This window comes from Paenarthrobacter sp. NPDC089988, assembly GCF_044748465.1.
GTDB lineage: Bacteria > Actinomycetota > Actinomycetes > Actinomycetales > Micrococcaceae > Arthrobacter.
Genome location: NZ_JBIVGD010000003.1, coordinates 264,083 through 282,023, shown reverse-complemented (window position 1 = coordinate 282,023; position 17,941 = coordinate 264,083). Strand labels below are relative to the sequence as shown.

Sequence of the window (17,941 nt, the reverse complement as noted above, 5' to 3'; positions counted from 1 at the left end):
GGGGGGACCTCCTATTACGTGCCGCATGCGAGGGCGACCCATCAATCATAGGACCTCTAAGCCAAATATTTGTAAGATGACTGGCAGCTAAGTGACGTGCGTCTCACCTGCGGACCATGGCCCGGAGCAGCTTCACAGCTACGGACAGCGCCGCAATGTCCATGGGGCCTGGCTTGATGGCTTCCTGGATGGTCTCCTGGATGCGAGCCAGTTGTTCGATGTTTCCCCGTTCCCAATCCATGATCCGCTCTACCGGATCGCTGACCGTCGAGGAGCGGGGAGTGTGCCGGACAACGGCCTTGGTCATGTCCGCCAGCACCAGGTACATGTCATCCCTCAAGGCTGCACGGGCCAATGATTCCCAATGGGTGTCCCTGGAGAGCATGGTGATGTGTTCCAGGAGGGGGATGGCGGAAATACGCTCGAACACGGCGAAGTACACCTCGGCCACGGCCTCCACCGGCTCCTGGAGTTCCTCGGCGATCGCGGAGATATCGAGCAGGCCGTAGCTCACCAGGAGCTCGGAGGCCCGGATGCCCAGGCTGTGCGGCAAGCCCACGGAGTCGGTGTGGGCCAGGCGCTTCAAGGAGTGGGCCAGGTTGATCCCGTGCAGGAATCCCGTGAAGTTGGCCCGCATCAGCGCCATGGGACGTTCCAGCCGGGCGAACGCATCCGCCACCGGCTTGTCCCGGAAATCATGGGTGACGTACCAGCGGACCGAGCGGTCCAGCAGGCGCCGCATGTCCAGGGCCACAGCCGCTCCGTGCTCGCTCGGCGTGCTGGACGGAAGCTGGGCAATGGTCTCCATGACGGAATCGAAGTCCCAGATCTCCCGCATCACCACGAACGCCCTGGCCACGGCTGTGGCGGACACAGTGGTCTCCTCCATGGCCCGGAACGCGAAGGAAATGCCACCCATGTTGATCATGTCGTTGGCTACCACCGTGGCAACGATTTCGCGGCGCAACGGGTGGGTGGCGAGGTGTTCGCCGAACCGTTCGGAGACTTGCTTGGGGAAATAGGAGTGCATGGTTTGCGAAAACCAGGGATCGTCCGCCAAGCCACCCTCGGTGAGTTCCTTGGCGAGCTCGATCTTGGCATAGGCCGCCAGGACCGCCAGCTCCGGGGTGGTAAGGCCTTTGCCGGCCAGGATCCGTGCCCTCAGTTCCTCGTTGCTTGGCAAACACTCCAGCTGGCGGTCAAGGTCCGTAGCCGCTTCCAGCCAGTCCATGGTCCGTTCAAAACTGGGACTCCACTCCACGGCCAGCTGCTTGTCGTTGAGGAGGAGCGTGTTCTGGTGATCATTGGTTTTCAGGACCAGCCGGCCCACTTCGCCCTGGAGCGAGTGCAGGAACCCGGTCCGCTCCGCCACGGACATTCGTCCCGCCGAGATCATCCGGTCCAGGAACACCTTGATGTTGACCTCGTGGTCCGAACAGTCCACGCCGGCCGAATTGTCGATTGCGTCCGTGTTCACCAGGATTCCAGCAAGGGCTGCCTCGATCCGGCCCCGCTGGGTCACCCCGAGGTTTCCGCCCTCGGCGATGATGTGCGCGCGGAGATCCCGGGCGTCCACGCGGATGGCGTCGTTGGACTTGTCCCCGACGTCCGCGTGGGTTTCCGTGGATGCCTTGACGTAGGTGCCGATGCCGCCGTTGTACAGGAGGTCCACCGGTGCCTTGAGGACCGCGCGTAGAAGCTCGGGCGGGCTGGCCGCCGTCGTGCTTTCCTCCATACCCAAGGCGAGGCGGACCTGTTCGGTGACCGGAATCGATTTTTCCGAGCGGGAGTACACGCCGCCGCCGGGGCTCAGCTTTGCGGGGTCGTAGTCGGCCCAGGAAGAGCGTGACAGCTTGAAGAGGCGTTCGCGTTCCTTATAAGAGGTTGACGGGTCCGGGGTGGGGTCAAGGAAGATATGCCGATGGTCGAACGCGGCTACCAGTTTGATGTGGTTGGACAGGAGCATGCCGTTGCCGAACACGTCGCCGCTCATGTCCCCGATCCCCACCACCGTGAAGTCCTCGGCGCGGGAGTCTATGGTGAGTTCGCTGAAGTGATGCCGCACGGACTCCCATGCCCCGCGTGCGGTGATGCCCATCTGCTTGTGGTCGTAGCCCACCGAGCCGCCGGAAGCGAAGGCGTCTCCGAGCCAGTATCCGTACTCCGCAGCCACCGAATTGGCGAGGTCGGAAAACGCGGCGGTTCCCTTGTCTGCAGCCACCACGAGGTAGTAGTCATCGCCATCGTGCCGGACGACGCGAGGCGGCGTAACCACCGTGCCGTTGGTGCCGCCGTCGGGATCCGCCACCAGGTTGTCCGTGATGTCCAGGAGGCCGCGGATGAAAGTCCGGTAGCTTTCCTGTCCCTCGGCGAGCCACGCCGCACGGTCATCGACGGGGTCCGGGAGGAGTTTGGGGAAGAAGCCGCCCTTCGCGCCTGTGGGCACGATGACCGCATTCTTGACAGTCTGGGCCTTCACGAGTCCCAGGATCTCCGTGCGGAAGTCCTCGCGGCGGTCAGACCAACGCAGGCCGCCGCGGGCAATCGGCCCGAAGCGGAGGTGTACGCCCTCAACCCGGGGCGAATAAACCCAGATCTCGAACTTGGGCCGGGGCGCAGGTGCGGCGGGAATGCTGGACGGATTCAGTTTGACGCTGATGTAAGGCTTGTCCAGGTAGAAGTTGGTGCGCAGCGTGGCCTCCACCAGGCTCGCCAGTTGCCGCAGGAGCCGGTCCGCATCAAGGACCGGCACGGCGTCGATTGCTGCGGCCAACGCTGTCCGGGCTTGATGGATGGCCTGTGTCCGGTGGCTTAGCTCGCTGGTGCCTTCTTCGAAGACATCACCCTCGCCTGCATGCGCGCCGGGGCCAGGTTCAAACAGATCCGGGGCAAAGAGGTCCGGGTTGAACTTGGCTTCGAACAACTCCAGCAACGCATGCGTTGCCGTGACATTGGCCCGCAGGGTATCCGCAATGAAGCCATACGAGTTGGTGCTGCCCAATTGCCGCAGGTACTTGGCATAGGCGCGCAGGATCGCCACGCGGCGCCAGTCGATGCCCTCCCTGATCACCAACGCGTCGAACGCATCCGACTCCGCGTCGCCACGCATCGAGGCGCAAAACGAGTCGGCCAACAGTTCAGCCGTCGGGAGCGGATCCACTCCGCGCGGGTACTTCAACCCTAGGTCGTAGAGGAAGAACTGCCGGCCATCCGCCCGCTGCACATCGAAAGGCCGCTGGTCCAGGACCTTCAGCCCGAGGTTGTGGAAAAACGGCAGGATCTCCGTGAGGCTTTGCGGACGGGTCAGGTACAGGCGTACGCGGGCGTCCTCGGTCAGGATGGCGGTGCCGGGGCGTTTGTAGACGGAGAGGATGGGGTCCTGGTCGCCATCCTCAGGGAAGCCCTCGAACCTGGCGATGTCTGCAACGGCATCCTCCACCTCGTACTCGGCTTTGTAGCTTGCGGAAAACGCGGTACCCCATTGCGCCGAGAGCTGGGTGGCTTCCTCCCTCGGGTACCTGGCCTGCAGTGCCTCGTCCAGGCCCTGCGCCCAGGAACGCGTGGCGGCGATGATGCGCTGCTCCAGGACGGCTGAATCGATGAGGGCCGCTGAATCGACGACGGCGGCAGTCACCCCTTGCGGACTGGTTCCGCTTTCGCTGTGGTTGCCGCCGTGTTCCGCTGCCTCCGGCAGCAGGATCCGGAAGAACACCCGTGCCATGGCAGATTCGCCCAGCCGCAGCTCGAATTCGATCTCTTCGGCACCGAAGGCCTCGCGCAGCTCGCGCTCGATGTTGAGCCGGACGGCCGTGCTGTACCGGTGGCGTGGCAGGAAGACGAGTGCCGTCATGAACCGGCCATAGGAGTCCGGGCGAAGGAAGAGCCGGGTGCTGTGGCGTTCCTGCAGGCGCTGGATTTCGCGTGCGTGCATTGCCAGTTGTTCGGCGTCGATGTGGAACAGCTCGTCCCGGGGGTAGGCGTCCATGACCGCCAGGAGTTCCTTGCCGTGGTGTGATTCCGCGGGGTAGCCGAACATCCGGAGGACATCCAGCACCGTGTCCCGGATGGCGGGGATCTGCAGGGCCGAATGCGCAGAGGAATTCGGGGAGAACAAGCCAACGAAGGTGTGCCCGCCGTGCCCGCCGGGGATTCGCACCTTCATCTCGTCGAGGTACGCATGGCGCAGTACCGTCGAGCGGCGGGTGGACTTGGTGAGCGTGAGGATTGGCGTCCCGGAGCGTGGGTTGTCCACGGTGGTCTCCGTGGCTGGCAGGTCCTGCAGGATCCCGAACCCCATTCCATCCGGCCCGCGGTACCCCAGGAACACGAAATTTCCGTCCTCCAGCCAGCGCAGCAGCTCTTGGGCTTCGTCCGTTCCGGGCTCGGATTGACTGTCCAGTTCGCGGAGCACGCCCTCCAGCTGCGAGTGCATGGCCAGAGCGTCCTCGGCTGCGGCACGAACGTCGCGAATCACGGCCTCCACGCGGGAGATCAGCCGCGCGGTGGCTTCCTCATCCGCCAGCCGTGGGATGTCCAGCGCCAGCCAGGCTTCGGTGAGCTGGCCGGCGTCGTGCGTTTCCGGCGGGTGTTCGACGCCGGTGGGCAGCCCCGTGCGGTGCGGTCCCCGGTGGAGGCCGGTCAGGCGGTGGGTGGCGGGGTCGCGTTCCACCCGGAACGTGGGGTGGACCAGCAGGCGGATCGACGACGTGTCCCTGGCGATCTCGGCGGTCACGGAGGGCAGGAGGTAGGGGAGGTCGTCCGTGACGATGGCGACCAGGCTGGCATCGGACTCATTCAGGATCCCGATCACGGCCTGGCCCGGCTCGCGGCGTTCGGCCAGGGACCGGTGGTAGCGTGCCCGTTCCACCAGGGTTTCGGGCGGGTAGTTGAGGACATCGTCGTCGGCCACGTGCTCGTAGTAGTCGGTGAGAAACCCGTCCGCCGGCTCCAATGTGGGTGCCATGTCGCGCCTCCGCTGCCCTGGGGCTGCGCAAGTAGCGGCCGTACTGGTGCGGTCGGCGAAGTCCCTGCGCCTCATCCCATGATCGTCTCCGAGGGGCCGGCGGTAAAGGCTTGAAGGCGCATATCCGGGTGCGGCCGGTGGCCGCGGAACGTGCCCGCGGCCACCGCAAACCCGCTAGGGTTTGGTTTGCCAGAACCCCCGGACAATCTCATACGCAAGGCGAACGAGATTGACCATGAAGTTCAGGCGGCCCCACTGCTCGAAGCGTTTCCGCTGACGAGGCATGGTGCACCCCCTCCCGAGGACAGGGTGCGACTGCGGGCTGATGTGTTTGCACACGGCACGCAAAGGGGCATACCCTTGAGGTGTGGTCAGCAAGGATTTGCCCCTTGTTATCGCACCTAAGAGCGCTTCGCGCTGAACAAGGACCCGATTGCCGTCGGGTCTTTCGTTTGTAACGAAGCAGCCGGCTGTTGCCCGCTGCGAAGTAGTTTATCGAGAGTTAACTACTTATTAGTTCATGGTGGATGTTCGTCGTCCAGAGAAGCACTCAGCCCCCTGCCGGAAACCGGCAAGGGGCTGATCGGTTTGTCCCGCGGGTGCTTAGCGCTTGACGGCGTCGAGCTTGAGCATTTTGGCGATGACGTTGTCGAGTTCGGAGTCGTCGAAGATTTTCTTCCAGTCGTCCTTGATGATGGTGTCCTTGCCGTACTGGATGGCGATTTCGCAGGCCTCGGAGAAGGGGTTGGAGCCGCGCAGGGCGTTGGTGAGGGCGATCTGGACGTGGCCGAACAGCATGGCCTTGGCGGCTGCCTCGGGGACGCCGACGGTGTGGACGGTCTCGTGCAGTGCCTCGTTGAGCAGGGTGCCGATCATGCAGGCCACGGTTTCCACGAGGGTGGGTTCCAGCACGGCGAGCTGGTAGACGGTGACCCAGTGGACGTCGATCACGGGGGCGTAGATGGTGCGGATCACGGCTTCGGCCGCGTCGCGGGTGGCGGTGGGGGCGTCGTCGTCGATCGCGGCGACTACGTTCTGGGGTGCGCCTTCGCCGCCGAAGGTGTCGGCCCATTCTTCCTTGGTGGTGCGTTCCAGGAACACGGACGGGTGGCACGGGTGCGCGACTGCCTGCACCACGTCATCGCGCTTGGCCAGCAGGCCGGCGTAGGCGGCGGCGGGGTCGAGGGTCAGGAGGATGGAGCCTGCCTTCATCTGCGGGACCACGCCTTCGGAGACGACGCCCAGGACGGTGTCCGGGACAGCGAGGATCACGACGTCGGCGCCCTTGACGGCGTCGTCGGTGGCGGTGATTTCGCGGCCCTCGGCCTGGATGCGTTCCTGACCGGCGGGGGAGTTTTCGCTGTAGAAGACGGTGTGGGCCGACTTCTGGAGGTTCCGGGAAACGCGCATCCCCATCTTGCCTCCGGCTCCGATCACGGCGACGGTCAAAGTTTCTGCAGTCATTTCACTTGCTCCTTAGGAAGTCGAGGCTTTGTTGGGTCCACTGGTTTTCGAGGCGGATGGTTTCTGCTTCGGTGTCCTGCCAGGGCAGCCAGTGTTCGACGATTTGGTTGATGTTTCTGGTTTTGGGCTGGATCTTTTCGACCATGTAGTCGTAGTCGAGGAGTCCTTCGCCGAGGGGTGCGCCGGAGTACGTGAATCCGACCCATCCCTGCTTGCGGCTGAACGCAAAGTCTTTGATGTGCATGTTCAGGACATAAGGCTCGACGGCGTCAATCACCTGCCGGGGCATCTCCAGGGCCGCGACCGTGTTGGCGGGGTCGCTGCAGATCCCCAGGTACGGGCTGTTGACCGCCTTGACCACGGAAAGGATCCGTTGCGTAGGGACCTGTTCGTAGGTTTCGATCGCGATCCGCACACCTGCCGCTTCGAATTCGGGAAGCACCTGCGTGAAGATGTTCACGGCTTCCTCGTTGCTGGGGGTGTGCCCGGGGACGTTGAACATGGTCCGGAGCAGGTCCGAGCCCAGGATTCCCGCGATGTGCAGGAACTTCCGGAGATGCTCCGAGCGGATGCCCTTGGTCCCGACTTCCAGGGTGATTCCGAGTTCGTCCGCCGTCGTGCGGACGGCGGTCAGGTCGGCGTCGTCCATGTCCTCCAGCGGCGCGTAGTCGCAGATCTGAAACAAATCCACGCCCAAATCAGCGGCGCGCCCGAGGGCGTCGTGGATGCTCAACGGTTCGCTGACCCGGTCCGAGAGCTGCCAGAAAAACGCGTAACTGCTGAGGCCAATCCTGCTCATGCGGCCACCTCCTGTGTTGCCAACCGTGCGGCGGTTTCGTCGAGGATGGTTTTCAGCGCGGTGGGGTCGTGCGCGAAGCGGCCCAGGAAAAGACCTGCGACGGCGGTGTCCAATTCGGTGATCAGTCCCGGTCCGGCGCTGCCGCCGTAGATGACCCGACTGGTCTCCTGCCCCGGCAACGAACGCAGGTGGGCGTCGAGGCCGCGGATCACTGTGCTGATGTACTCCGGGGTGGCGGGTTCGGGAGCGCCGATGGCCCATTGGGGTTCGTACGCAACGATGGTCCTGCCCACCGGTCCGAGGGTCGCTGCCCGGTTGAGGGCGGCGTCGATCTCGGGGGTGCACCGGGCGATCGCTTCCTCGGGGGAGCCTGCGGTGAGTTCGCCGACGCACAGGATGGGGGTGAGGCCGTTGCGGTACGCGGCAGCGGTTTTCAGGCCGATCACCCGGTCGTCTTCACCGAAGATCCGGCGCCGTTCGGCGTGCCCTACTTCTACGTACCGTCCACCGAGTTCGGCCACGGTCTTGCCGCCGACTTCGCCGGTGTAGGCGCCTTCGTCTTCCCAGAAGAGGTCCTGCGCGCCGGTGCCCACGTGCGCGGGTCCGAGGATCCGGGCCGCTTCCGGGAGGGCGGGGAGGATGGGCAGGATGAACAGTTCGATCTCGCCGTTCTGCACTGCGGGGTGTTTCAGGGCGATCGTGGCCACGTCGCGGCAGTAGTCCACGGAGCGGGCGTGCCCGAAATACATTTTCAGGCTCACTCCGATCACGGCCTTGGCGGGAACGGGGTTAGCAGCTGGTGACACCTTCGTAGTCCTTAATCAGGGTGACTTTCTCTGCCGAGGCGGAGGTTTCGTCGAAGGTGTAGGTGAGCCATTCCTTGGCCAGGCGGCGGGCGAGTTCCAGGCCGATGACGCGCTGTCCCATGGTCAGGATCTGGGCGTTGTTGGACAGGATGGAGCGTTCCACGGAGAAGGAGTCGTGCGCGGTGACGGCGCGGACGCCGGGGACCTTGTTCGCCGCGATCGCCACACCAAGGCCGGTGCCGCAGACCAGCAGGGCACGGTCGGCCTTCCCGGCAGCAACCAGCTCAGCGGCGGCGATCGCCACGGACGGGTACGGGGTGTGGGAAGTGGCGTCCACCCCGACGTCGGTCACGGACTCCACCAAAGGGTTCGCTTCCAGGTCAGCCTTCAGGGCTTCCTTGTATTCAAATCCGGCGTCGTCCGATCCGATGACCAGGCGCAGTGCGGCGCTCATGCGTTCTCCTTAACAGTGTTCTTTACGGCTGCGGTGTTCTGAAGCAGGGTGTTGTGGATGGCACGGACGATCAGTGCCATGGAGATGGCTCCGGCGTCCGGGGTTCCGAGGCTCTTTTCGGCGTGCGGGCGGGCCCGGCCCATAAGGGGCAGCAGGTTCGCGGTCGCTTCGGCGGACTGCTCCGCGACCGTGGCGGCAGTACCCCATGCGTCCCGGAGGGAACCGCCGTCGTTCACCGCGGCGGTGAGGGCGTCGCTGAACGGGGAAAGGACATCCACCAGGGTCTTGTCGCCGACCTTGGCTTTGCCGAAGTCCATGATGGAGCGCTTCGCTTCGGCCACACCGGCGGCCACGGCCGCGGCGTTCGGGGCATCACTGTCGCCGACGGCGGCACCGACCGCGCGCAGGGCCATGCCCCACAACGCACCCGAGGTTCCACCGGCCTTGTCAGCCCACGCATCGGCGGCCAGGTTGAGCACGGTCCCGGCACCGGCACCGCGGACGACGGCGTCTGCCGCGGCAGCCGTGGCGGCGTGGATTCCGCGTTCCATGCCGATGCCGTGGTCACCGTCCCCGGCGATCGCGTCGATCCGGCCGAGCTCGGCCACGTTCGCGTCGATCACGGCCTTCGCCGCGTCCAGGGCCGCCAGGACAGCGCCTGCCGATGCTTTCGATTCTTCGCTCGCGTCCGGGATCACGGCCAACTGCTCCGCGTCAAAGGCAAGTTCTTCGGCGTCGAGCGCCTGGGCGGTGACCGCACCGCGGCGGAACGCCGGGGCGTCGGCGGGGGCGAGCCAGAGTTCCTCCAACTGGGCATCGAGCCAGAACAGGGTCAGGGAGGTGCCGGCCATGTCGAAGCTGGTCACGAGCTCACCGACCTGCGGGTCCACGGCCACAACGCCCGCCTCGGCCAAGAGCTGGGCCACGCGGCGGTAGACCACAAACAATTCTTCGTACTTCACGGACCCGAGGCCGTTAAGAATAGGTACAACACGTGCACCCTCCACCGAGACACCGTCCGGCACCTCGGCCAGCAGGTCCTTCACGAGCAGTTCGGCAAGGGCGTCCGCCGTCGGAATGTCCGTTTCGCCGATGCCGGGTTCGCCGTGGATGCCCATGCCCACCGCCATCCGCCCCTCCGGAACGGAGAAGAGCGGCTCCGGGGCGCCGGGCAGGGTGCAGCCGGTGAACGCGACCCCGAAGGAGCGGGTGCGGTCGTTGGCGCGGTTGGCGATCTCCACCACTGCGTCCATCGAGTGGCCGGCCTCGGCAGCGGCTGCGGCGACCTTGAACACCGTCAGGTCACCGGCGATCCCGCGACGCTTGTGCTTCTCAGCCAACGGTGCCGAGGAAATATCGTCCGTGACCGCGATGCTGCGGCAATCAATGCCCTCAGCGCGGAGCTTGTCCTGGGCCTGGGTGAAATGCAGGACATCCCCCGCGTAATTGCCATACCCCAACAACACACCCGCGCCATTGTCGGACGCTTTGGCCACGTTGTAGACCTGCTGCGCGGACGGGGACGCGAACAAGTTCCCCATCGCCGCACCATGGGCCAGGCCCTGACCCACCAAACCCGCGAACGCCGGGTAATGGCCCGAGCCGCCGCCGATCACCAAAGCGACCGTATCCGGCGTCGAACGCGTACTCCGCGCAACACCACCGGACACGCGGCGTACCCACCGGCCATGCGATGCCACGAAACCATCGATCATCTCGTCAGCAAAAGCTGAAGGTTCATTGAACAAACGGGTCATGCGGGGGCTCCTGGAGCAGTCGGCGTGAAAGTGTGCGTGGTTGGAGAGGGGTGCCCGCCCTTCGGGAGGGCACCCCGGATCAGGGAGTGTTACGGCTCTGCGTGGTGCCCGGCGCCCTGGGGGTCAAGGGCCTCCGCGGGCGTGCCTTCGGCGGCCTTGCCCTGGCGGCTCAGGACCACCATGAGGATCGAGGAGAGCAACATGAAGCCACCCACCACGAACATGGGAACCGTATAGTTGCCGGTCCAGTCTTTGAGCCAGCCCGTGATGTAACCGGCGCTGAAGCCTGCCAGGTTGCCCACCGTGTTGATCAAGGCGATGCCTGCGGCCGCCGCTGCGCCGGTGAGGAACTGTGTAGGAACGGTCCAGAAGTTGGGCAGTGCCGCGAAGATGGACATGGCGGTGATAGTGATGACCGCGATGGTCGCAGCCGGGGAGCCTGCGAAGAGCGCCAGCGGGATGCTGAGGCCACCGATCAGGGCGGGGAGGGCGATGTGCCAGGTCTTGACGCCACGCTTGGTGGCGTCCTTGGACCAGAAGTACAGGGCGAACGCCGCCGGGAGGTACGGGATGGCCGTGATCAGGCCCTTCTGGAAGACGTCGAACTTGGCGCCGTAGAGGCCTTCGAAACCCGCGATGATGGTCGGCAGGAAGAAGCCCAGGGCATAGAGGCCGTAGATGAAACCGAAGTAGATCAGGGAGAGCATCCAGACGCGGCCATTGCCGAACACGGTGCGGACGCTGACGTGCTTGTTGCTGGCGGCAGTCTGGGCCTTTTCCTTCTCCAGGGCGCCGGTCAGCCAGGTCTTTTCCTCGGCCGTGAGCCACTTGGCTTTGGCGGGGTTGTCGGCAAGGTAGAACCAGGCGATGACACCGATCACGATTGCCGGAACAGCGACGCCGAAGAACATGAAGCGCCAGCCTTCAAGGCCGAAGAACACGCCGTGCTGCTGGATCAGCGCACCGGCCAGGGGAGCACCGATCACGGTGGTCAGCGGCTGGGCCAAGTAGAAGAGGGCAAGGATCTTGCTGCGGTGCTTGGACGGCACCCAAAGGCTCAGGAACAGGATGGCGCCCGGGAAGAAACCAGCCTCGGCAACACCCAGGATGAAGCGCAGGATGTAGAGCTGCTCAACGTTGCCAACCCACGTGAAGAGCAGGGACACGATGCCCCAGCTGACCATGATGCGGGCAAGCCAGCGGCGGGCGCCGAACTTGTGGAGGGCCAGGTTGCTGGGGACTTCCAGCAGGATGTAGCCGATGAAGAACACGCCGGAGGCAAAGCCGAACTGGGCTGCGGACAACGCCAGGTCATTGTTCATGCCATTGGGTCCGGCGAAGGAGATGGCCGTGCGGTCCAGGTAATTGATGAAGAACATCAGGGCGACGAACGGCACCAGCCGGACCGCCACCTTCTTGATTGCGGATTTCTCTACCACCGATTGTGTGGTGTCCACATTGACTCCTAGATGTTGGTGTCCCCGCAGATCCTGCATTGGATGCGCCGGGCTGACTCGTGGATTGCCGGTCTGGGTCCGGCCAAAACGAAGCTTGTGACTTAAACCATAGGACTGGAATCTAAATTGGTCAACCGGTTGATGTGTTTTTCTTTTTGGTGTCTCTCGACGCTGCCTCTCGATTGGTCATCCGGTTGCTACGCTTTGAGGATGTCTGTGAATTCTGCCGCCGCAGCGGCCCAAATGACGGCGGCCCTGGCGCCCATGGAGCAGGGCTCCGTCGTGTCCGAAGTGGCCGAGCGACTGCTCGCCTACTTCACCAGCGGCGACATCGCGCCGGGCACGCGGCTACCGGCCGAACGCACGCTGGCAGCGTCGCTGGGTGTCGGACGCTCGGCCATTCGCGAGGCACTGGCCGCCTTGGAGATTCTCGGCATCGTCATTGTCCGGCCAGGCTCCGGAACGTACCTGCGCGACGGCGTCTCCGAACTCTTGCCGCGCACGCTCAGCTGGGGCTTGATGCTGGGGGAGCCGCGGACGCGGGAACTCGTTGAACTCCGCAGCGGCCTGGAAGTGCAGGCTGTGGAGTTGGCCGCCGGGCGGGTCCCCGACGAGGCCCTGGAACGCATGCGCGCCAACCTCGATGCCATGGAGAAGAACCTCGATGACTTGGCAGCGTATGTCGAAGCAGACGCGGCGTTCCACCGGGAGATCGCTGCCGCCTCCGGGAACATGGTCCTCGAGGAGCTCTTGCAGAGCATCCGGTCGCTGCTGAGGATCTGGGTGGACCGCGCCCTGACGGACGAAGGCCACGCGGAAGCGGCCCTCCAGGAACACACGGCAATCTATGAGGCTTTGAAGGCCCGGGACGTCGACGCTGTCACTAAGACCATGCGCTCCCACATGGTCACCGCATCCCGGCGCCTGCTCGCTGGCTTCGACGCGGCCCAGTAAATCTCCGGCGAGTTGGCATTTAATGGCAATGTTTGGGCCAAACATTGTCATCAAATGCCATCTCGGTGAGGACCACGGACCCAACAGACGTGGTGGCGGGATTCGAACCCGCGTGCGCTGCTTTGCAGGCAGCTCCCTGGCCTCTTGGGTACACCACGTGCCAACGAGACTAGGCCCGGGCCGGCAAACGAATCAAAGTTCTTTGCCCCGGTTTTCGCAGGGCTACGCGGGCTGACGGTTAGGCTACGCGCCCTGACGACCGGACTACGCCGCTGGTCGCTGGATTACGTCCGCGTTGCGTGGCTTTGCGCAGCGTGAAGCGTGCGCCCCCGCCACGACCGCCCAGCCAGTTTGGCCACGCCGGCTCCGATCAGGAGCGTGAGGATCGCAGCAGCTGCGTGCGTGTACAGCATGAGGTCCCCGGCGTGGAGAGCGGCCGTCCCGGCAGCGGGGACGGGCAGGTCCGCTGGAATCTGGCCGGTGCCGTGAAGGTGGTCCAGGGAGCCGAGCCCGGGGATGGAACCTCCCAGCGCATCAAAGCCGAAGAACAGCAGCTGCTGCGTGGCTCCGGAAACCAGCAGCAAAAGCAGCGGCCCGTGGATCCACCGGGAAATGAGCTGCGCGCCCAACGCCGCAAGGGCCACGAAGCCCAACAGCACTGGAATGGCCGGCGCACTGCCCCCGGAAAGTACGTGGGCAGCGAGGCCGAGCGCCACGGCCACCGGCCCGGCCACCCAGCGCCACTTGTTCTGCACAGGAGTTGCGTTCATCGCCGTCCTTCCCTCCCCACAGGCTATGCGGAGGATGGCCGCAAGGAAACAGCTATGCCAGGAGTGTGTTGACCAGCCGGGCCGCAACCTTGGCGGTGCGGGAGTCGATGTCGAACTCGGGGTTCAATTCAGCCACGTCCAGGTGCAGCAAAGCGCCACTCGCGGCAACCTGCTTGCAGACTGCGCTGATTACCGGCAGCGGCACACCATATGCAGCCGGGGCACTCACGCCCGGCGCCACAGCGGCGGGCAAAACATCGAGGTCGATCGTCAGGTACAGCACGTCGATCCCGGCCAGGAAGTCGGCCACGAAGGTCTCCACGGCTTCCGGCGAGCAGTCTTCGTCCAGCAGGTATTTCACGCCGAGCCGGTCGGCGGTATCGAACAGCGTCCGCGTGTTGTTGGGTTCGGAAATACCGACGACGGCGTACTGGAGTTCGCGCCCCGCGGCGGCTTCCTCCTGGGCCATCTGGAGGAACGGGGTCCCGGAGCTCGGTGTCGGCTCGTCCCGCAGGTCGAAGTGGGCATCGAGGTTCAGCACGCCCAAACGCTTTCCGCTGCGCACGGCCTCCGAGCCGGCAACGCCCAGGTAGCTGGCAAACGCGGTCTCGTGCCCGCCGCCCAGCACCACGGTGAGGTTGCCGCCGTCGAGCAGTCCTGAAATGGCGCGTCCCGCCCGCTCCTGTCCCGCTTCCAGGGCATCGCCCTCAACCACCACGTCGCCGGCGTCGAAAACATCGCGGTCCAGGTGGAAGGCCAGGGGACCCAGCGCGGCACGGATGGCGGCCGGAGCCGCGGCGGCACCCACGCGCCCCTTGTTGCGCTTGACGCCGGCGTCACTGCAGAAGCCAAGCACGACGGCGGGACGCGCGGCGGCTGCTGCGGCCTCCGGAGTATGGGGAGCCACGGCCTGCCACCAGCGGCGGTGTTCGTCGCCGTCGCCATCAAAACGGCCGGTCCACGGCGTGGGGCTGACATCTACGGTGAAGGCGCTGGTTTCCATGCTTAAAGCACACCGGACCCGGACTGCCAAAGCCAGCAGTTCCGGGTCCGGAGTGTCTGAAATACCGGACATCCGTCCCCTCAAAAAACCGCGAGTTGGCATTTGATGACAATGCGGGAGCCTCGGACTGTCATCAAATGCCAACTCGGCGCAGCGACTTACTTGACGCCCAGCAGTTCCTCCACCGTTCCGATGCCGAAGAACAGCAGGAACGCCGCTGCAACAACCCACATCAGGGGGTGCACTTCACGGGCGCGGCCTTGGAAGGTGCGGATCAGGACGTACGAGATAAAGCCTGCCCCGAGGCCGTTGGCGATCGAGTAGGTGAACGGCATGAGGGCGATGGTCAGGAACGCCGGGATGCCCACGCCCCAGTCCTGCCAGTCGATCTTGCCCACCTGGGACACCATCATGAAGCCCACCACCACCAGTGCGGGGGCAACGGCTTCGAACGGAACCAGGTTGATGAGCGGCGTGAAGAACATGGCCACCAGGAACAGCAGGCCGGTCACGATGGACGCCAGCCCGGTCCGCGCACCTTCGCCGATGCCGGCACCGGACTCCACGAAGATCTGGTTGGAGGAGACGGACGCGCCGCCACCAACAATCGCGCCAAGGGCGTCCACCTGGAGCACACGGTCCACGTTGGGGATGTTGCCGTGCTCGTCCACGGTTCCGGCCTCGTTGGCCAGGCCCACCATGGTGCCCATGGCGTCGAAGAAGATGCTGAGCAGGATCACGAAGGCCAGCAGCGCTGCGGCGATGAAGCCAAGATGTTCAAAGGCGCCGAAAGGGTTCGCCTTGCCGATCAAGGACAGGTCCGGCGCGCCCCACTCGGAGAGCGTCGGCGCCACGAGGGACCAGCCGCGGGGGTTGACGTTCTTGCCGTCGAAGCTCGGGCCGATGTGCAGTGTGAATTCCAGGATCGCTGCCAGCGCGGTGGATACGACGATGCCGATCAGGATCGCGCCGCGCACCTTGCGGACCACCAAGGCGATGGTCAGGATCAGGCCGACAGCGAAAACCAGCGTGGGCCAGCCCATGAGCTTGCCGTCCACGCCAAGTCCCAGGGGAACCGTGGTTCCGGCGGCGTCGGGGATGCGCCGGACGAACCCGGCGTTGACGAGTCCGATCAGGGCAATGAACAGGCCGATGCCCACGACGATCGCGGTCTTCAGTGCTTCCGGCACGGCCTTGAATACGGCGGTCCGGAACCCCGTGAGGACCAAGATCAGCATGGTCAGGCCGGACAGGACCACCAGTCCCATCATGTCCGGCCACGTCAGCCCCGGATGCGAAGCGACGGTGACGGCAACGAAGGCATTGACGCCCAGGCCCGTGGCCACGGCGAACGGGTGCTTGGCCCAGGCTCCCATGAGGATGGTGAGGATGCCCGCAACGAACGCGGTGGTGGCAGCGACGGCGGTGAAGCCGAGTGACGCTCCGCTGGAGTCGGCTCCGGAGAGGATCAGGGGGTTCAGGACCACGATGTAGCTCATGGCAAAGAAGGTCGCGAACCCGCCACGGATTTCCCGTGAGTACGTGGAACCACGTTCGGAAATCTTGAAGTAGCGGTCTATGGCAGAACCTTGTTTAAGCATGAAGGTCTCCGGGGATCGGGTGAGTGTGCTCTCAAATCCTATGCCCGCGGCTACGGGGCGCCCGGACGATTCGCCTAGTCTGTAAGGAAGCCAACATTAGGAGAAACCGCCCCATGCGTACCATCCGCCCGCTTCTGGCCGCCGTCGTTGCCGCCCTTGCCTTCGCCTCGGCGGTACTTTTCGGTGCCGCCCCCGCGTCCGCGCACGACGTGGCCGAGTCCACCACTCCGGCCAACGGAGCCACCGTGGCGGCCGTGCCGGCGTCGGTCTCCATCACTTTCAACAACCGTCCGCTGGCGATCGGCTCCGGCATGACGGTCACCGCGGGCGGCGAAAACTGGGCAGACGGGGCCGTCGAAATCATCGACAACCAAGCAGTCCAAAAGTTGCGTCCGGGAGCGCCGGCCGGTGAGTACACCGTGGTGTGGCGCGTCGTCAGCTCCGATTCGCACCCCATTGAGGGCACCTTCAAGTTCACGGCCACCGCGGGAAGCACGACGGCGGCGAGCGGCTCCGCGGGCGCCTCACCGTCCGCTTCGGCCTCGGGAGCGGTGATTCCGAGCGCGGGAACGGCCGCTCCGGGGACCGGCTCCGGCGAGTCGGCTCCGGCCGCTTCCCAGCCCTTCCCTTGGAGCATTGTGGGCCTCGCCGTGGTGGCCGTCGGCCTGGTGGTTTTCCTGGCCGTTACAGCCCGCAGGAAGTTGGCCGCGTCCAACGAGGCTGAGGGCGATAATTCCGCGGAATGACGCGGTTTTCTACATACCTGCGAAAATCTCGAAAGGGTTACCGCGACACGCGCAAAGCGAACTCCTCGTTACTCAAATGTGACTTTGGGGTGATCATCCGTTACGGTAGTACCTGTGCCCGATCCATCTTTGGGGCACTTCCGGCCTGATTGCCTAGCTCTGCCGCAGTCCGGAATCCGTTCGCAGACAAACCTACGGCAGAGACGGGGAACCCATTTTAGGCCGCCATCGAGCGCGCCTTGGGGTGAAGTCACGAGGCTTCCGCTGAACAGCGGGGGATAGTGACCGGGTGACTCCCATCCGAATCCGACAGCTAACCTCGCAGGCATCGGGAGAGGCTTTTTCATGTCTTCACGCATTCTTCGCGGCCGTCGTAAGGCGGACATCGCACGTCCCAATCCGTTCATCTCCATCTCCAAGGCCGTTGCCAGCAATGCTTCCGGCGCTGGCCGCCAGGCAGCCGTCATTGCTGCAGCTTCCGGCCTTGTCCTGACCGGCTCCATTGCCGCCCACGCTGCCGAGACCCCCGCACAGGCTCCGGTCCAGCGCGACTCCAGCCCGGCGACGGTTGCCGAAACCGTTGCGGAGACCCCCAACAAGGTAGTCACCGCAGCTGCAACGGCCACCATCAACTTCGAGCGCCCCGCGGTTTCCTCCGTCGCGGCTCCCGTTATCGAGAAGCCGGCTCCGGTGGCTGCGGCTCCGGCCAAGAAGGCAACCACTACGGCCACCACCGCCAAGGCTACTGTTGCAGCTACCGCGGCTGCCCCCGCCGCCGCGGCCCCTGCAGCAGCAGCACCTGCCGGCAGCGTCAACGCAGCCATGGTTGCCTCGGCTTACGCCCAGATCGGCATCATGCAGGACTGCACCGCCATGGTGGAGCGCGCCCTCGGCTCGGCAGGAATCCCCGTGGGTGACCTCGCTCCGATGCAGTTCATGAACTACGGCAAGGTAGTCAGCGATCCCCAGCCCGGCGACATGATCGTCCAGTCCGGCCACGTTGCCATCTACATCGGCAATGGCCAGGCCATCAGCGGTGGCATCAACGGCAACCAGACCGGCATCCACCCGATCAGCTGGCTGACCGCAACCGGCCCCATCACGTACGTACGCGCTGGCGCCTAAGCTTCACGCTTAAACACCAAGGCCGGCACCTGGGAGAGATTG

Annotated in this window: 13 protein-coding genes, 1 tRNA gene and 1 riboswitch; of the genes, 3 read left to right on the top strand and 11 right to left on the bottom strand. The window is 65.0% G+C overall.

Going from position 1 to position 17,941, the window contains the following annotated elements; genetic code table 11:
* Positions 1-103 precede the first annotated feature (103 nt).
* From ACIPV6_RS06690 to ACIPV6_RS06660, 7 genes are all read right to left on the bottom strand, one after another.
* The gene (locus ACIPV6_RS06690; RefSeq protein WP_400270113.1) at positions 104-4,963 is read right to left on the bottom strand and encodes an NAD-glutamate dehydrogenase; all 4,860 of its coding nucleotides are present in this window, start codon (positions 4,961-4,963) and stop codon (positions 104-106) included.
* A gap of 603 nt (positions 4,964-5,566) precedes the next feature.
* Positions 5,567-6,427 (bottom strand): phosphogluconate dehydrogenase C-terminal domain-containing protein, encoded by an 861-nt coding sequence (locus ACIPV6_RS06685; protein ID WP_400270112.1) that lies wholly within the window; start codon positions 6,425-6,427, stop codon positions 5,567-5,569.
* Position 6,428: 1 nt separating this feature from the next.
* A complete protein-coding gene (locus tag ACIPV6_RS06680) occupies positions 6,429-7,226 on the bottom strand; it encodes a sugar phosphate isomerase/epimerase family protein (protein ID WP_400270111.1) in 798 nt (265 codons plus the stop codon).
* A complete protein-coding gene (locus ACIPV6_RS06675) occupies positions 7,223-8,032 on the bottom strand; it encodes a triose-phosphate isomerase family protein (RefSeq protein ID WP_400270110.1) in 810 nt (269 codons plus the stop codon). The genes ACIPV6_RS06680 and ACIPV6_RS06675 overlap by 4 nt, the downstream gene beginning before the upstream one ends.
* A complete protein-coding gene (locus ACIPV6_RS06670) occupies positions 8,016-8,486 on the bottom strand; it encodes a ribose-5-phosphate isomerase (RefSeq protein ID WP_400270109.1) in 471 nt (156 codons plus the stop codon). The genes ACIPV6_RS06675 and ACIPV6_RS06670 overlap by 17 nt, the downstream gene beginning before the upstream one ends.
* Positions 8,483-10,243, bottom strand: coding sequence for a dihydroxyacetone kinase family protein (locus ACIPV6_RS06665; RefSeq protein WP_400270108.1), 1,761 nt, complete (start codon positions 10,241-10,243; stop codon positions 8,483-8,485). Before ACIPV6_RS06665 ends, ACIPV6_RS06670 begins: the two co-directional genes overlap by 4 nt.
* An 89-nt stretch (positions 10,244-10,332) precedes the next feature.
* Entirely contained in the window at positions 10,333-11,700 is a 1,368-nt protein-coding gene (locus tag ACIPV6_RS06660; protein ID WP_400270107.1) for an MFS transporter, read from the bottom strand.
* Between the two features lie 210 nt (positions 11,701-11,910).
* Here ACIPV6_RS06660 and ACIPV6_RS06655 point away from each other — a divergent pair, with 210 nt between their 5' ends.
* Positions 11,911-12,654, top strand: coding sequence for a FadR/GntR family transcriptional regulator (locus tag ACIPV6_RS06655; protein ID WP_400270106.1), 744 nt, complete (start codon positions 11,911-11,913; stop codon positions 12,652-12,654).
* Between the two features lie 87 nt (positions 12,655-12,741).
* Here ACIPV6_RS06655 and ACIPV6_RS06650 read toward each other — a convergent pair.
* The 4 genes from ACIPV6_RS06650 to ACIPV6_RS06635 all read right to left on the bottom strand — a co-directional run bounded on the left by ACIPV6_RS06650 (position 12,742) and on the right by ACIPV6_RS06635 (position 16,028).
* Positions 12,742-12,812, bottom strand: a tRNA-Cys gene (locus ACIPV6_RS06650).
* A 126-nt stretch (positions 12,813-12,938) separates the two neighbouring features.
* The gene (locus ACIPV6_RS06645; protein WP_400270105.1) at positions 12,939-13,424 is read right to left on the bottom strand and encodes a hypothetical protein; all 486 of its coding nucleotides are present in this window, start codon (positions 13,422-13,424) and stop codon (positions 12,939-12,941) included.
* A 52-nt stretch (positions 13,425-13,476) separates the two neighbouring features.
* On the bottom strand, positions 13,477-14,427 hold the full coding sequence (hutG, locus tag ACIPV6_RS06640) for a formimidoylglutamase (protein ID WP_400270163.1): 951 nt from the start codon (positions 14,425-14,427) through the stop codon (positions 13,477-13,479).
* Between the two features lie 158 nt (positions 14,428-14,585).
* Positions 14,586-16,028, bottom strand: coding sequence for an NCS2 family permease (locus ACIPV6_RS06635; protein WP_400270104.1), 1,443 nt, complete (start codon positions 16,026-16,028; stop codon positions 14,586-14,588).
* A gap of 113 nt (positions 16,029-16,141) precedes the next feature.
* Between ACIPV6_RS06635 and ACIPV6_RS06630 the strand changes: the two genes are divergently transcribed.
* Complete coding sequence (locus ACIPV6_RS06630; protein WP_400270103.1) at positions 16,142-16,774, top strand: copper resistance protein CopC; 633 nt, start codon at positions 16,142-16,144, stop codon at positions 16,772-16,774.
* A gap of 150 nt (positions 16,775-16,924) precedes the next feature.
* A riboswitch (cyclic di-AMP (ydaO/yuaA leader) is annotated at positions 16,925-17,116 on the top strand.
* Between the two features lie 3 nt (positions 17,117-17,119).
* Entirely contained in the window at positions 17,120-17,899 is a 780-nt protein-coding gene (locus ACIPV6_RS06625; protein ID WP_400270102.1) for an NlpC/P60 family protein, read from the top strand.
* Positions 17,900-17,941 lie beyond the last annotated feature (42 nt).

Excerpts from the sequence above, each read along its gene's own strand:
- ACIPV6_RS06690 (WP_400270113.1), bottom strand. The coding sequence starts at position 4,963 with ATGGCACCCACATTGGAGCCGGCGGACGGGTTTCTCACCGACTACTAC.
- ACIPV6_RS06685 (WP_400270112.1), bottom strand. The coding sequence starts at position 6,427 with ATGACTGCAGAAACTTTGACCGTCGCCGTGATCGGAGCCGGAGGCAAG.
- ACIPV6_RS06680 (WP_400270111.1), bottom strand. The coding sequence starts at position 7,226 with ATGAGCAGGATTGGCCTCAGCAGTTACGCGTTTTTCTGGCAGCTCTCG.
- ACIPV6_RS06670 (WP_400270109.1), bottom strand. The coding sequence starts at position 8,486 with ATGAGCGCCGCACTGCGCCTGGTCATCGGATCGGACGACGCCGGATTT.
- ACIPV6_RS06665 (WP_400270108.1), bottom strand. The coding sequence starts at position 10,243 with ATGACCCGTTTGTTCAATGAACCTTCAGCTTTTGCTGACGAGATGATC.
- ACIPV6_RS06655 (WP_400270106.1), top strand. The coding sequence starts at position 11,911 with ATGTCTGTGAATTCTGCCGCCGCAGCGGCCCAAATGACGGCGGCCCTG.
- ACIPV6_RS06645 (WP_400270105.1), bottom strand. The coding sequence starts at position 13,424 with ATGAACGCAACTCCTGTGCAGAACAAGTGGCGCTGGGTGGCCGGGCCG.
- hutG (WP_400270163.1), bottom strand. The coding sequence starts at position 14,427 with ATGGAAACCAGCGCCTTCACCGTAGATGTCAGCCCCACGCCGTGGACC.
- ACIPV6_RS06635 (WP_400270104.1), bottom strand. The coding sequence starts at position 16,028 with ATGCTTAAACAAGGTTCTGCCATAGACCGCTACTTCAAGATTTCCGAA.
- ACIPV6_RS06630 (WP_400270103.1), top strand. The coding sequence starts at position 16,142 with ATGCGTACCATCCGCCCGCTTCTGGCCGCCGTCGTTGCCGCCCTTGCC.
- ACIPV6_RS06625 (WP_400270102.1), top strand. The coding sequence starts at position 17,120 with ATGTCTTCACGCATTCTTCGCGGCCGTCGTAAGGCGGACATCGCACGT.